The 12,622-nt window shown below is 65.3% G+C and carries 11 protein-coding genes; 2 read left to right on the forward strand and 9 right to left on the reverse strand.

Features of this window, described 5'->3' with window-relative positions:
* Positions 1-3 precede the first annotated feature (3 nt).
* Positions 4-885 carry a helix-turn-helix domain-containing protein gene (locus tag OHO83_RS27955; protein WP_266670913.1) on the reverse strand — a complete coding sequence of 294 codons (882 nt, stop codon included), beginning with the start codon at positions 883-885 and terminating at the stop codon, positions 4-6.
* 184 nt (positions 886-1,069) lie between these two features.
* Here OHO83_RS27955 and OHO83_RS27960 point away from each other — a divergent pair, with 184 nt between their 5' ends.
* Positions 1,070-1,483, forward strand: coding sequence for an ATP-binding protein (locus tag OHO83_RS27960; protein ID WP_330279879.1), 414 nt, complete (start codon positions 1,070-1,072; stop codon positions 1,481-1,483).
* A 145-nt stretch (positions 1,484-1,628) separates the two neighbouring features.
* Here OHO83_RS27960 and OHO83_RS27965 read toward each other — a convergent pair whose 3' ends face one another.
* Entirely contained in the window at positions 1,629-2,399 is a 771-nt protein-coding gene (locus tag OHO83_RS27965; protein WP_330279880.1) for an HNH endonuclease, read from the reverse strand.
* 161 nt (positions 2,400-2,560) lie between these two features.
* On the opposite strand from OHO83_RS27965, the gene OHO83_RS27970 reads away from it, so the two are divergent.
* Positions 2,561-3,748, forward strand: coding sequence for a DNA cytosine methyltransferase (locus OHO83_RS27970; protein WP_330279881.1), 1,188 nt, complete (start codon positions 2,561-2,563; stop codon positions 3,746-3,748).
* 8 nt (positions 3,749-3,756) lie between these two features.
* Here OHO83_RS27970 and OHO83_RS27975 read toward each other — a convergent pair whose 3' ends face one another.
* From OHO83_RS27975 to OHO83_RS28005, 7 genes are all read right to left on the reverse strand, one after another.
* The gene (locus OHO83_RS27975; protein ID WP_330279882.1) at positions 3,757-4,206 is read right to left on the reverse strand and encodes a very short patch repair endonuclease; all 450 of its coding nucleotides are present in this window, start codon (positions 4,204-4,206) and stop codon (positions 3,757-3,759) included.
* Between the two features lie 34 nt (positions 4,207-4,240).
* Entirely contained in the window at positions 4,241-5,206 is a 966-nt protein-coding gene (locus OHO83_RS27980; protein WP_330279883.1) for a NaeI family type II restriction endonuclease, read from the reverse strand.
* A 27-nt stretch (positions 5,207-5,233) separates the two neighbouring features.
* Entirely contained in the window at positions 5,234-6,205 is a 972-nt protein-coding gene (locus OHO83_RS27985) for a NaeI family type II restriction endonuclease (protein ID WP_443066104.1), read from the reverse strand.
* A gap of 52 nt (positions 6,206-6,257) precedes the next feature.
* Positions 6,258-9,233, reverse strand: coding sequence for a Z1 domain-containing protein (locus OHO83_RS27990; RefSeq protein ID WP_330279885.1), 2,976 nt, complete (start codon positions 9,231-9,233; stop codon positions 6,258-6,260).
* Between the two features lie 78 nt (positions 9,234-9,311).
* Positions 9,312-10,868, reverse strand: coding sequence for an ATP-binding protein (locus OHO83_RS27995; protein ID WP_266670905.1), 1,557 nt, complete (start codon positions 10,866-10,868; stop codon positions 9,312-9,314).
* A 213-nt stretch (positions 10,869-11,081) separates the two neighbouring features.
* A complete protein-coding gene (locus OHO83_RS28000; protein ID WP_266670903.1) occupies positions 11,082-12,128 on the reverse strand; it encodes an SEC-C domain-containing protein in 1,047 nt (348 codons plus the stop codon).
* A gap of 40 nt (positions 12,129-12,168) precedes the next feature.
* Positions 12,169-12,618: a DUF3592 domain-containing protein gene (locus OHO83_RS28005; RefSeq protein WP_266670901.1), complete on the reverse strand. Its 450-nt coding sequence runs from the start codon at positions 12,616-12,618 to the stop codon at positions 12,169-12,171.
* Positions 12,619-12,622 lie beyond the last annotated feature (4 nt).

A 12,622-nucleotide genomic window follows, 5' to 3' on the forward strand; every position in this document is an offset into this window, starting at 1 on the left:
GTACTAGATCTCCTCGCGGATGCTCTCGATCAGGGCACGGGAGTCGTGCTGCGCCATGGAGAGTCGAGCGATGCGGCCGAACAAAGTGTTGTGGTGCGTCGCGTCCTTCTCGCTCTCCAGCCACAGCGTAGATGACGTCGTGTCCATGTAGACCACGTCCATCGCGCCAGGATCCGTGAAGGAAACGATGTTGAAGGAGCTGGTCATGCCGGGGTGGGCACCCGCGAGGCTGGGCATTACTTGAAGTTTGACGTTGGGGAGCTGGGCCGTCTTGAGTAGATGGCTCAACTGGGCGCGCATGACGGAACGTCCTCCGACGAGCTGCCGCAAAGCGGCTTCCGCGACGATGGCCCAGATCTCGAGAGGCGAGTCGCCAGTGAGCCTGCTCTGCCGCGCGATTTTGGCCTCGACGAAGCGCTCGATCTCGTCGGGATCCTCCCAATCCGCACTGCCGACCGCGAGGGCGCGGGCGTAGTCGGGGGTCTGGAACAGCCCTGGAACAAAGGCGAGTTGCCAGGTCCTGACGGACGTGGCGACATCCTCAAGGGCGACGTACTCAACCAGAGTGCGCAGCTCGGGGTACTGGTTCCACCAGCCGCGGACCTTGCGACGATCGCGATCCCTGTCGGCCAGGGTCAACAAGTGCTTGATCAGGTCAAGGTCAGTGACGCCGTAGCGGTCGCAGAGCGCTCGGATGTCCGGATCGCGCATGGGAACCCAGCCGCTCTCCATCTTCGCGACCTTGGCCGTCGAAGCGGATAGAGCTTGGGCCGCCTGCCCCTGCGTAAGGCCGGCTTCAAGGCGCAGCTTGAGGAGCTCTCCGCCCAACCGCCGGCCAAGGACCGTGGAGGCACGATTTCCCTGTGATGGCTGATCTGGCTTCACGCGGTGCCCTCCCTGGATGCACGCACAGTTTGCGGTTCGGCAACGTCGGCACGCAACCAGTCCGGGTGTAATTTTCCCCGAGTCGATTGCATCCAGTGTAGTCATCTCCGTACTCTCTGTATCCAAGAGCCCAACCGGCGCTGCCAGTTGGCTGTGGATGTCTTGCATCCGGAGGTACATGCAGATGGCCGAAGTGAACTCTCAAGAGGGCGTCATCCACTCCGACAAGCTCTCCTACACCGCGTACCCGAGAAGCGTGTTCCTGGCTCGGCGCCGCGCGGCCCGCCTGATCGAGGAGTGGGGCCACGGGGATCAGGCGGGTTCGGTTGCCCTTCTGGTGTCTGAGCTCGCGACGAACGCACTGATGCACGGCTGCTTCCGGGGCCGCCTCTTTCAAGTGGAACTGAGCCTCAACAGCAGCGCGTTGAGGATCTCGGTGTCCGACCCCAGGGGAGAGGTGCTCCCAGAGCTGCGCGCAGCGACCGAGAGCGAGCAGTTCGGCCGAGGGCTGCTGATCGTGCAGGATCTGGCGTCGGACTGGGGAGTTGAGGGGCGAAACGTCGGCAAGACCGTGTGGTGCGAGGTCCGTGTGGGGTAGCTCAAAGCCGCCCACCTTTCATTAGCCAGCCCCTTGAAGTCTGTCGAACTCGAAGATGCGGCTGTAGAGCTGATCGCAGATTTGCTCCACTGGACCGCGGCGAAAGGATGTGATCCGGATGACTTCCTTGACGGGCCCAGGTCCACTACGAGACCGAATCGGGCGCCGCGGAGTGAGCGCTTTGAGCGGACTTCCGGATCACGGACCGCAGGGCGTCTGGAGTGCGCCAGGATTCTCCCTGGTGACCCTTGTGGCACATGCGGTGGCAGTTGGCACACAGGAAGGCGAGATCGTCGAGCTTGGTCTCGGTCGGCCCGGAGATATGGAGGGGCAGGGTGTGGTGAACCTCGATGTACCCGTCCCCGAGGTCGCCGTAGAGGCGCTTGAAGTCAAAGGAGCAGACCTCGCACCGGATGGCTTGACCTTGACGGCGAGCTTGCCGGATCTTGCGGTTGCGGAGGCCCCGGTCGCGCTCCCTGTACAGCGCCCACCGGGTCAGCAGCCGTCCTTCCGGCGCAGTCGTCTCACCGTCGTCGCCGGTTTCGTCGGGCTGAGGCGGGATCCGGTGGAGTTCTCCAGATGCGATGCCGAGGCGGATAGCTTCAGCGGAAGCCAGCATCTCTGTCGGGTGTTCCAGGAAGTCATTGACGACATCCCGCGTTGGCCGGCCGCCTCGCGTGGCCGCGCCTCGGTAGTCGGGATGGGCAGTCGCGATGTCGGTGGTCTTACGGCTGACGCTATTGGGCGAGCGGAATCGAGGGTCGCCGGCGGCGTCATGATTGGTCGGGAGCGATCGGAGCAGGTCGGACAGTTCGAGTACGCTCGCGTCGCCCTGACGGAGTTCGTGCCACCCGTTGTGTACGACGAGCGCACAGGCCAGAAGCAGTTCGTCCCTGGTCCAGTCGCTTCGCGTCATGGGCCATATCGTATGAGTGTTCGCTATCGCGCGGGTAGTGGCTCGAGGGGCTTACGGGATGCCGCACACTTGTGGAGGCCGCGTTGTCAGTGGGGTCTGTCACCCTCTGTGATGGCTGGCGGTACAAGACGTCAGCGAGGTACGTGTAATGAGGAGGGTGCATGACCAGCACTGAGCGGGAGTTCACTTCGATCGAGATCTGCGCCGGCGCGGGCGGCCAAGCTGTTGGGCTCCATGCGGCTGGATTCAAGCACCTCGCCCTCGTGGAGATCGACGCGCACGCGAAGGCGACGCTCGACAAGAACATCGCAGTGCGCCCGGAGTGGGACTGGGAGCGGGAGCACTGCGACGTCCTGGAGGCGGACGTCAAGGAGTTCGAACCGCACAGAGACCTCACAAAGGGTGGCAAGAGGCTTCCGAAGCGTGAGCTTGATCTCTTGGCCGGAGGGGTTCCGTGCCCGCCGTTCTCACATGCGGGCAAGCAGCTGGGCAAGGACGATGAGAGGGACCTCTTCCCGCGAATGCTGAAGCTCGTCGAGCTTCTAGAGCCTCGCGCGGTGATGATCGAGAACGTGCGCGGCATCAAGGACCCGAAGTTTGCCAGCTACCGCGACTCAATTGAGGCCCGGCTGCAGGGCGGCCGGTACCTGGGTGATGACGGCCAAGAGGTAACAGATGAGGGTCTCGGTTACACGGTGTGTAAGTGGGACGTTCTTGAGGCTAGTGACTTCGGAGTTCCGCAGCTCCGGCCGCGAGCCATTCTTGTGGCCTTCCGGAACGACGTACTCAAAGATCTGAAGTACGAGTGGCCGACCCCCACACACGAGGAACCGGTCAGTGTGGCGGACAAGCTTCAGCCGACGATGCACGATCGCTACGAGCCGTACTTTGAGGGGATTCACGCGCAGCGTGCCCGCGACGCGTACGACCGCTGGCTCGACACGGCGACGAAGCGTGACCTGGAGCTGAAGGGCAAGGGTGGCGGCATCGCGCCCACGCTGGTCGGCGGGTCGAAGAAGCACGGGGGCGCGGACCTGGGCCCCAGCCGAGCTAAGGCGGCCTGGAAGCAACTCGGTGTCTCAGGCCTTGGAGTCGCAAACGACCCCGAGGTGTGCAAGGAGAAGGGGACTGAGGACCGAGACCTCTTTGGTGACGCTGGCCCCATGCTCACTGTCCAGCAGGCGGCGATCATCCAGGGGTTCCCTGCGACATGGGAGTTCACTGGGGGCAAGACGGCGCGCTACCGGCAGGTCGGAAACGCGTTTCCCCCGCCCGTTGCTGAAGCGGTTGGCCGTTCGATCATCGAGGTTCTGCGGGCCGCCCGCGAGCGGGACGTGGAGAAGAGCTAACCCGCCTGCTACGCCTTGCCGGATCGCCGCCGCGCCACTTCGTCAGCGATCCGCGAGGCGCACTCTTCCGATGGCTCGTGCTCCCAGAATCGAAGCACGAGCCATCCTGCTTCGGCGAGCTGCTGGTCGGTGTCCCGGTCGCGAGCCATGTTCCGGGCCACCTTGTCCGACCAGTAGCCGGGATTGGTCTTTGGCGGGACATAGTGCTCGGGGCAGCCATGCCAATAGCAGCCGTCGATGAAGACGGCGACCTTGGTAGGGCGGAAAACCAGATCAGCAGTGCGGCGCAGATCGGGAAGCGGCTTGGCAGCGACGCGATAACGCAGCCCCCGGGCGTGCACAAGTCTGCGGACTAGCTGTTCGGGCTTTGTGTCCCGGCTGCGAATGGCTTGCATGTTGCGGCGACGGGCTGCAGATGAAGCCCACGAGCCCTCTGGTGGATTCCAAGGTTCGCTCATGATTTGTGATTCCGTGTCGGCTACGCTAGGGACTTCATTTTTTCTTCCCGGGAAGGGAAGGGCCCGGCTCGCAGCGTTCGTCGTCCGTCGCAAGCACCCATTCTCTGTCGTCCAGGAAGGTGCGAGGCCGATCTTTATGCCATGGCTTGGCTTCGATGACCCGGAAGCTAACCAGTTCCCCGTTCTTAGGCATCCGAGGCACAGGCACCTTCAAAGCGTCCAGAACCATTTTATGCGTCTTCCAGTGTCCGGCAATAAGAATCCCCTGCTCCCTTAGCACAGTCCGCGCCCGCCCCTTCCCTTCGCGGGCTCGTGCCATTCCGTCCAACTGCTGAGCCACCGTGTCTGTGGTGTCGCGGTCGATCAGGCGTTGCTGCACTCGCTCGAAGAGTCGATTGATGCGCTCCTGTCCAGATTGCGACTCATTGCAGATGTAGTCTTGGTCTTCAGAGGGCAGAGAGAGCAGGATGCTCTTAGGGAAATCCGTCTCCTTGCATAGCCACTCGATATTCTTCTTTCCGGCGGCGGAAACGCCCTTCTTTCCATCCTTATTGGGCTTTCCCGTAAGGAGTCCGGGGAGAGCCCTCAGGATTCCTGCGCTGAAGATTTCTTTGGATTCGTCGACACTTACGAGCAGACAGGCCTTCCCGACGGCTTCTGTTGGGATCGCCCAGTTGGCGCCGATCGTGAACTTGCAGTCTACTTCGTGTCCGGATATTAGATAATCAAGGGGCTTCTTCTGGCCTCCCTCTGTCTTTTTTCCTCGGGGGATCGAAAAGGCGTCCTGTAGAACGATCTCGACTTTTGTGCCGATATAAGATTTCTCGTTCTTTGTTAGCTGCCCGATTGAATACCGCCCCGTTCTGCGGCCGTCGAGGACTTCATTGGCGGCGATTCTCACTGAATCTCTGAACTTTGCCGCGTAGTTTTTATGGCTGCGGAACCATGTGAGCGCTTCCTGGATGGCGGTATCTTCGGCTGCCGAATATTCGATACTCATAAAGATGTTACCCCGTCCCGAATCTGGTCATGCTGTTCGTGTGTGGGAGGGTAGTTCGGGGGCGGGTGTCACGGGATCGACAGGGTCTGCGACAATCCATGATTGCCCTTTGATTATGGCGCGATTTGAATCGTTAGAGCTAGAAGATTCGACCACTCGTGCGCTTACAAATTCACCCTCTCGAGGAACAGGGACTCCGAGTTGGTCGGCGATTTTCTGGTGAGTCTTGTAATCTCCCATGATGATGATTCCCTCGCTTTGGAGGGCGGACCGTGAGCCGCCGTTGCCGCGCACGCGCTTCATGTAGTCCTTCTGCTGTGCCACGGTGCGTACCACGTTCCGGCCGATACGCCGCTTCTGTGCTCGTCTGAACAGCTCGTTCAGACGTTGCTGGCCAGACGTTGAGGCAAAAACCGCCTCTCGGTCTATATCGTCCATGTGTAGCAGCACGTTCTCGGGCAGCTCCGCGTCATTCCACAGCCACCAGATCTTGTCCCGGTGAGCAGCCTTGACGGTCAGCTTCATATCTCGGTTGTTGCCTGCGTTCAGCCACTCGCGCTGAACGCGGAGCAGCCCCGCGCTCCATCGGCTCTTGTAGTCGTCTGCCCATACCAGCAGGCAAAGGTGCCCCATCGCCTCAGGCGGGATCATCCACCCACCGAACTGCTGGGAATATTTGCAGTCCACGTCTGCGCCGGCGATCTGATAGTCCATGTCGAGTCCGTCATCGAACTTGAACTCGCGCTGCAGGTTGATCTCTACCAAGGTCCCTGCGTGTGTCTTCTCCGTTTTAAAGAGGGTCTTCCAGTCGTAGCGACCAGTGGCCTCGCCGTTGAGCAGCATGTCAATGGTGTCGCGAAGAACGGAGGCGAATCGGTGCCCCTCAGGGTCGAGGGCGCGGATCCGCTCATAGACCTCGCGCATCTCGGTGTCCTGATTGGCCAGATCGTTGACGGCGATGCGACTCGCTGCTGCAGCATCCTCGAAGAAGGGCAGCAAATCCCTGCTCCAGTCGTTGAGTTGGCGCACCCGTAGGTGTGCGGTCAGTGGCCTAGTACGTATCAATGATGGCGGCATCGGGCAAGGTCGAGTCCTTAGCCCGGAAGCGTACGAGCTGGCGCTTGGAGTTGATCGCTGCACTCGGCGGGATCAAGGTGAATGCCATCGTGACTTGGGATGCGCCCACTGTTCCTGTGGACGCGGTGGCCCTCACCTCAGAATCGGTGGCGGCTTCAATCACTGGGTAGAGCAGGACGACGCCGCGGTGTGCGCCCATGTCCGCTGCCATCTCGGCAGTCGCCTCTGTACCGGCATTGTCAATCAACTGCTGGGCGTAGGTGCGGTGCTCGAGACCCGAGATGCGACCGAAAGAGACCTTTGCAGCCTGGCGGCTTCGACGGAACAGGGAGAAGGGGCCGTGGCCCAGGACAGTGGCCTCGACGCGATGGCGTTCCGTGAGGTGGGGAGCGATGACGAGCCAGTCGTCAACCTTCGCGAGCCGCCCGTCCAGCTGGGAGAGATAGGTGAGGTGCGGCGTGAAGAGGCCCTTGATCTCCCATTCCAGCGCGCCGAGTACCCCGAGAAGCTGGGCATGGGGCACCACCGTTGAGGCAGCCTGAAAACTACGGCGCGGTGTTGCCTCCTCCGGCAGAAGCTGACATGTCCTTGTAGAGCTATCGCTGAGCGCGGCGAGCACTGGCTGCCAGCGTTCGGTATTGCGTGAGGCAGTCCTGGAGTCCAGGGGGTAAGCGGCGGGTTCGATGGGCTTACCCGGCGACCGCACCTCCACCAGTTCCGCGTTGAACATCTTGTTACGAGCCGCCGGCTTCAGCCACGGGAGGTGTTGGGAGACGAGCGGCGGTACCTGGGACGGGGTCAGTTGGGGGTGGCCGTCGACCAGTTCCGCGTACCGCGACAGCTGTTCGCGGAACAGTTCCTCGTCGCGGCACACCGCCTCGAACGCCTCGTACAGGTCGGCGGTCTTCTCCCGCCCGTACGTCTCCTCGCGGCCTATGTAGAGGCGGACCAGATCCCGGTAGCCGGGCCGGAAGCCGAACCAGCGGCCCATCTGCATCAGGGTGTCCGCCTGCTGTGTCGTGCGGCGGTAGTACGTGATCGTGAGGCCCTCGACCGTGAAGCCGCGGGACAGCTTCGTGCCGCCCACGAGGATCTTCCAGACGTTCGAGCTGTCGAAGTCGAGGTCCAACTGGTCGAAGTAGCGGTCCGAGTCGCCGTTGACGACGATCACCGGAGTGCCGGTGGAGCCGATCAACTGGCGTGCGCGGCTGACGTGCTGGCGCAGTTCGTCGTACGAGGCGGGGCAGGGGAGTCCGTCGGCGCGGGCGTCGCTCACCGCGGCGAAGTCGGACTCCCACAGCGCCGCCAGGCGGGCGTGGCCCGGCGCGGACGTCTGCGGGGCCTCGTGCCACATGGTGTTGATGCGCAGCGCCAGCTTCGCGTGGTCGTCCATCTTCACCGACTCGTGGACGAGCATCGTGTGGTGGCGGAAGTTCTTCTCCGGGACGCCCGCGGCCAGGCGGTACAGCTTCAGCGCTCCGGACAGCACGAACGCGTCCATCGCCTCCTGCAAGCGGTCGCCCGTGGAGTCGTAGATGCCCCGGACATGCGCCTTCTCCTGGGAGTTGGCGACCGTGCGCTCCCCGTCCTCCACGGGTGAGTCGAGGTCGTGGAAGTCCTGTACGCCCATGTAGCCGGTGGGGCGCGGGAGCGAGATCAGGAAGTCGCTGGGGAAGATGTCCTCGCCGTCGCTGGGGTCCACGAAGACGTTCGCGAAGGGGGTTGCCGTGTAGCCGACGTACTGGGCGCGCGGGAGAAGGGTCAGGAGCTGCGATATCAGGCTGTTGATCGCCGTACGTTCGGTGCGGCCCTGTTCCCACTTCTTCGGGTTGGACGTGTTCACCGACGCCTGGTCCGACTCGTCGTCGATGATCAGCGCGGGGAGTTCGCCGAGGATGCCGTGGATCTGCTTGAGGTCCTTGACCAGCTTGGTCAGGACCGCCTTGTTCTTCTTCACGACCATCACGCGGGCCGCCGCGTGGTGCAGGTTCGACGGGTCGTGGAGCGGGAGCGTCCGCTCGCGCTTGTCGTACTCGAGAGCGCGGATCCCCGTCGCGAGGCTCTTGTAGTCCTTGTCGCGCGTGGTGAGCCGATCGATGTCGAAGGAGCCGCGCGTCGACGGGCGGCCCCCGTGGCTCACGAAGTCGTCCCACTCGGCGTCGTCGCCCACGTAGTCGATGCCGACCAGCGAGTCGACGTCCGACGGGTCCGCGCCGCCCAGGATGTTCTCCTGGCCGATCAGCTCCATGTCGATGCGGCGCTGGGTCTGTGCGCGCAGCATGTTGAGTGTGCCGCCGAGGACGATGACCAGGCGGTAGCCCGCGTCGATCGCCTTGGCCGCCACACCCGTGAAGTTCGCGGTCTTCCCGGACTGTACGTAGCCGACGACCAGGCCCTTCGCCTGGCGGGCGGCGGGCTGTTCCGGGTTGGACAGGCGCTCGACGACCGCGCGGCTCGCCCCGTCCAGGCTCGCGATCGCCGCGTCCGACCAGCCCTTGTCGCGCAGCTTGCGCTCGTACGCCCGCCAGTAGAAGGTGCGGGCCGCCGCGCGCTCCTGCGTGTACCAGGGCGTGAACTCCCGCGTGATCACGGTGGGTCCGGCGATCACCGACACGCGTACGGCCTCGTCCAGGACCTTGCGCAGGTCCTCGCCGAGGCGCAGCCGCTCGTACACCGCCACACGGCGTGCGAGTGTGCGCGGCGCGGTCTCCGGGGACCAGAGCGGGGACTCGGCGAAGTCCCAGTCGTTGAGGTGGCGGTTCCACAGCGCGAGCAGCGCGTCGTCCCCGCCGACGAGACGCGCACGGAACGTCTCCTCGGTCAGGTCCGCGTCGGGATGGTCCTCGTCGGCGGCGAGCGCGGCCCAACGGGCGAAGTGCCGGGGGCTGTTGACCATTCCGGCCAGGGCGGAGGTGTGGATCTCCAGGAGGATGTTCGCGTCGTCGCTCATTGCGGGCGGCCCTTCTGCGGTCGGGAAGCGCGGGGGACGGTGTCGTGCGAGGGGGAAGAGGCGGAAGGGGGAGGGGCCTCAGGCCGTCTCGCCCCGCACGCGCCTCTCCCGCTGCGCGCCCACCGACGCCAGCAGGATCGTGTTCCAGTAGTCGATCCGGTCCTGCCGTGTCTTCTCCCAGCGGCCGAGGCCGAAGCAGTCCTCCAGGAGCAGGTACAGGAGGGTCTTCGTGACCGGGGCGTCGTTCGAGCCGCCGCGGCGGCCGTCGTTGAAGTCGTCGCGGAACGCCTTGTTCAGGACGATGACGTTCGTCTCCCGGTCCAGCTCGAAGAAGCGGTCGTCGGGGAGCGTGCGCCAGGTGAACTCGATGGGGTCCTCGCCCGGCTTCTCGGGGAGTTCCTCCCTGACGACCCGCTTGACCCTGGGGTCGAGACCCTTGCCCGGTGGCGTCACGGGCTTGCGTACGATCTCGGACCGCTTGGCGCCGTCCCGGTAGGCGGCCTCCGCGTCGGCCTGGTACGTGGGGAACGTGGTCCCGGCCGCATCGAGCGCCTTCTCCACCCCCAGCGTGAACGCGGGCGTCACGGTGACGCCTTCCTTCTTCACGTCGAGGCTGAACACGTTGTTGGTGCCGGCGGGCAGGTCGACCGCCACGCGCGCCAGGACGAGGTGGCTCTCCGGGTTGCGCAGACCGTTCCAGCCGCCCGCCTGTACGAGGCGGTCGTTGCGGTAGAAGTAGAAACCCTGCCGTTCGGCGAGCGCCCCGATCTGGCGGAATCCCGCCTGCTTCGACTTCGCCGGCCAGATGTGTGTAGTGAGTCCGACCTCGCCGACCCCCTCCACCGGGGCCGAGAACTTCCGCGGATAGCCCTTGCGCCCCGGCACCTTGTAGCCGAACGGATCCAGGGCCTCCACCGCGATGTGGTCGAGCTCCTCGCCGAGGCCGGTCCCCGCGCCGCCCACGTCCCACACCGCGATGTCCAGCTTCAGGCCACGCTGGAGGAACCGATGCAGGTACAGGCCGAGATGGGTCTCCAGACGGGATATCGCCTTCGAGAGGAACTGGTCACTCTGGCCGCGCGCGACCGTCTCGAACGCGCGCACCCGGTCCCAGCGCACCACCGTGCCCTGCCACTCGATGATTCCGTCGTAGCGGTCGACGAGGTCCTGTGCGTACCGCGGGTCGACGGTGTCGCAGCGGAAGCCGTCCTCGACCCCCTCGGCCGTGAGGCGGCGGCCGGCGGCGCGGCTGCGCCGGGTGCGGCTGACCACGGTGAGCGAGGACGCGTGGGACAGGGACGCCGCCTTCAGCCCCGTGCCGTACATGCCGAGCGCGCCGTCGCCGTACTCCCGGCGACGGCCGACGGTCATGGCGGCGTCGAGTCCGGCATCGTCCATGCCCTGGCCGTTGTCGATGATCAGCAGGGTCAGGATGCGGTCGGCGTCGCGCAGGAAATGCACGACGACCTTGTCGGCTCCGGCGTCGATCGAGTTGTCGATCAGGTCGGCGACAGCGACCTCGAAGCCGTATCCCTGATTGGACAGGGCCTTGCCGTAACCGGAGTCCGGCGGCAGGTGTGTGCTGCCCGTCGTGGGTACGTCGTACTGCCACGCAGCACCGGATTCGTAGGGCATGTCATTCCTCGTGCACACAGGTCGGGGCCTGCGTGGGGGGGAGGAGCGGCCCGACAGTTGAATCAGTAAGTGTGACGGTACTGCAAAGGTCGGACATAGTGTGGCGAGGGTCCGAAGACTGGCGGAATTCCCCCGGAGGGGCTCCAGTTCCCGCCCTTCCGCCCGCCTTCGCGAATACCCGGACCGCCCAACTCCCCTCAGGCCGCGGTCAGGTCAGCTCTCCTCCGCCCCATGGCACTCCCCATACCCCCGCCTGGACCCGCACCAGCACTCCGCGCCCCGCTCCGGTGGCCACGGGATCGCTCGGCCTCGGGCCGCCAGTGTCGTGGCGTACTGCGGCAGCAGCGACGCGTCGGTGGGGGGCGAGGACTCCGACGCCGCGAACGCCTCGTACGACGGGACCGTGCCCGCGACGATGCCGAGGTTCGGTGTGCCGGAGGCCGCGAGTTCGCGGAGGGAGGACTCTATGGTGGTCAAGTGCTCTGTGTCGGACGGGTATTCGGCGGAGAGGGAGGGGTACGCGGCCAGGAGTTCCGTCAGCTCCGTCGACGGCCAGTGCAGGACCGCCACCGGGAACGGGCGGGACAGTGCCTGCCGGTACGAGCCCAACTCGGCGCGCAGGCGCAGGATTTCGGCCCTCAGTTCCGCCGGGTTGTCCGAGCCGAGCGCCCACGTCCGGTTCGGGTCGTGGAGTTCGTCCAGGGTCACCTCGGCCTTGTTGATCCGGTCGGCGAGCGCGTCCCAGTCGTCGTGCTCCGCGCCGATCAGGCGGCGTACGCGGTGGCGGCCGAGGAGGAGCGGGTGCGTCTCGTACGGCGGGTTCGCGCGCTCGGCCTCCGGCAGGAGCAGCGTCAGGGCCTCGGTGAAGGACTCGTGCGCCGCTTCGAGCTCGTCGTGCGACTCCAGGGCCTCCGCCACGATCACGTAGGCGGCCGGGTCCCTCGGGGCCGCGGTCCGGATGCCCGTGATGATCGCGCGGGCCTCGGCCTCGTGGCCGTACTCCCACAGGTTCGCGGCCATCAGGGCCTTCACCAGATGGGGCTGCTGCAGCGCGGACGGCGGGCCTGCGAGCAGGCGGTCGTACAGCGCGGCCGCGCGTGGGCGGGCGTCGGCCAGTTCGTAGTGCGCCGCGGCCTGGAGGAGCAGCTGCTCGGCGTCCTCCGGGTACAGGCCGGCGATGCGCTCCAGGCGCTCGGCTTCGGCGATGTGGTTGACAGGGTCTACAGGCTCGGCGGGCGTAGCAGGCGTGTCGGGGCGCATGGGTGACACCGTACTGCCGACCCCCCTCACCGGCGCCAGGTCACCACCGGCTCACGTAGCCGTTGCCTTCGTTCAGGACGTACGCCATGCGCCAAACCACCACGGCCAGCGTGCCCGCCCACAGCACCGTCCCCGCCCACAGCCAGGCCACGCACGAGCGGTAGCGGCCGTCGGTGTCCAGGGCGGCGAGATGGGGGTGCGACGGGTCGAAGCGCACGCGTACGCGGCGGCCCTCGGGGAGCGCGTGGGGGCCCACCTCGTCGGGCAGCGCCTGTTCGTGCGCCGTGCCGTCGGCCGCCGTCCAGCTGACCACCGGGTGCAGCACTGCGTACGACGCCTCGTTCGACGCGACATGGCCCGTCACGGTCGCGTCGACCACGGTGCCGGTACTGCGCCGGAGCATCTCGGTGACCAGTTGCAGCACCTGAGAGACGGCCAGTACGAGGCCTGAGATGAAGGGAATCAGTGCCAGTAGCCAGAGGGGACCCATGGGG

This window comes from Streptomyces sp. NBC_00569, assembly GCF_036345255.1.
Classification (GTDB): Bacteria; Actinomycetota; Actinomycetes; order Streptomycetales; family Streptomycetaceae; genus Streptomyces.

What these genes read in the sequence shown, in the direction of transcription:
- OHO83_RS27960 (WP_330279879.1), top strand. Translation starts at nt 1,070, where the DNA reads ATGGCCGAAGTGAACTCTCAAGAGGGCGTCATCCACTCCGACAAGCTC.
- OHO83_RS27965 (WP_330279880.1), bottom strand. Translation starts at nt 2,399, where the DNA reads ATGACGCGAAGCGACTGGACCAGGGACGAACTGCTTCTGGCCTGTGCG.
- OHO83_RS27970 (WP_330279881.1), top strand. Translation starts at nt 2,561, where the DNA reads ATGACCAGCACTGAGCGGGAGTTCACTTCGATCGAGATCTGCGCCGGC.
- OHO83_RS27975 (WP_330279882.1), bottom strand. Translation starts at nt 4,206, where the DNA reads ATGAGCGAACCTTGGAATCCACCAGAGGGCTCGTGGGCTTCATCTGCA.
- OHO83_RS27980 (WP_330279883.1), bottom strand. Translation starts at nt 5,206, where the DNA reads ATGAGTATCGAATATTCGGCAGCCGAAGATACCGCCATCCAGGAAGCG.
- OHO83_RS27990 (WP_330279885.1), bottom strand. Translation starts at nt 9,233, where the DNA reads ATGAGCGACGACGCGAACATCCTCCTGGAGATCCACACCTCCGCCCTG.
- OHO83_RS27995 (WP_266670905.1), bottom strand. Translation starts at nt 10,868, where the DNA reads ATGCCCTACGAATCCGGTGCTGCGTGGCAGTACGACGTACCCACGACG.
- OHO83_RS28000 (WP_266670903.1), bottom strand. Translation starts at nt 12,128, where the DNA reads ATGCGCCCCGACACGCCTGCTACGCCCGCCGAGCCTGTAGACCCTGTC.
- OHO83_RS28005 (WP_266670901.1), bottom strand. Translation starts at nt 12,618, where the DNA reads ATGGGTCCCCTCTGGCTACTGGCACTGATTCCCTTCATCTCAGGCCTC.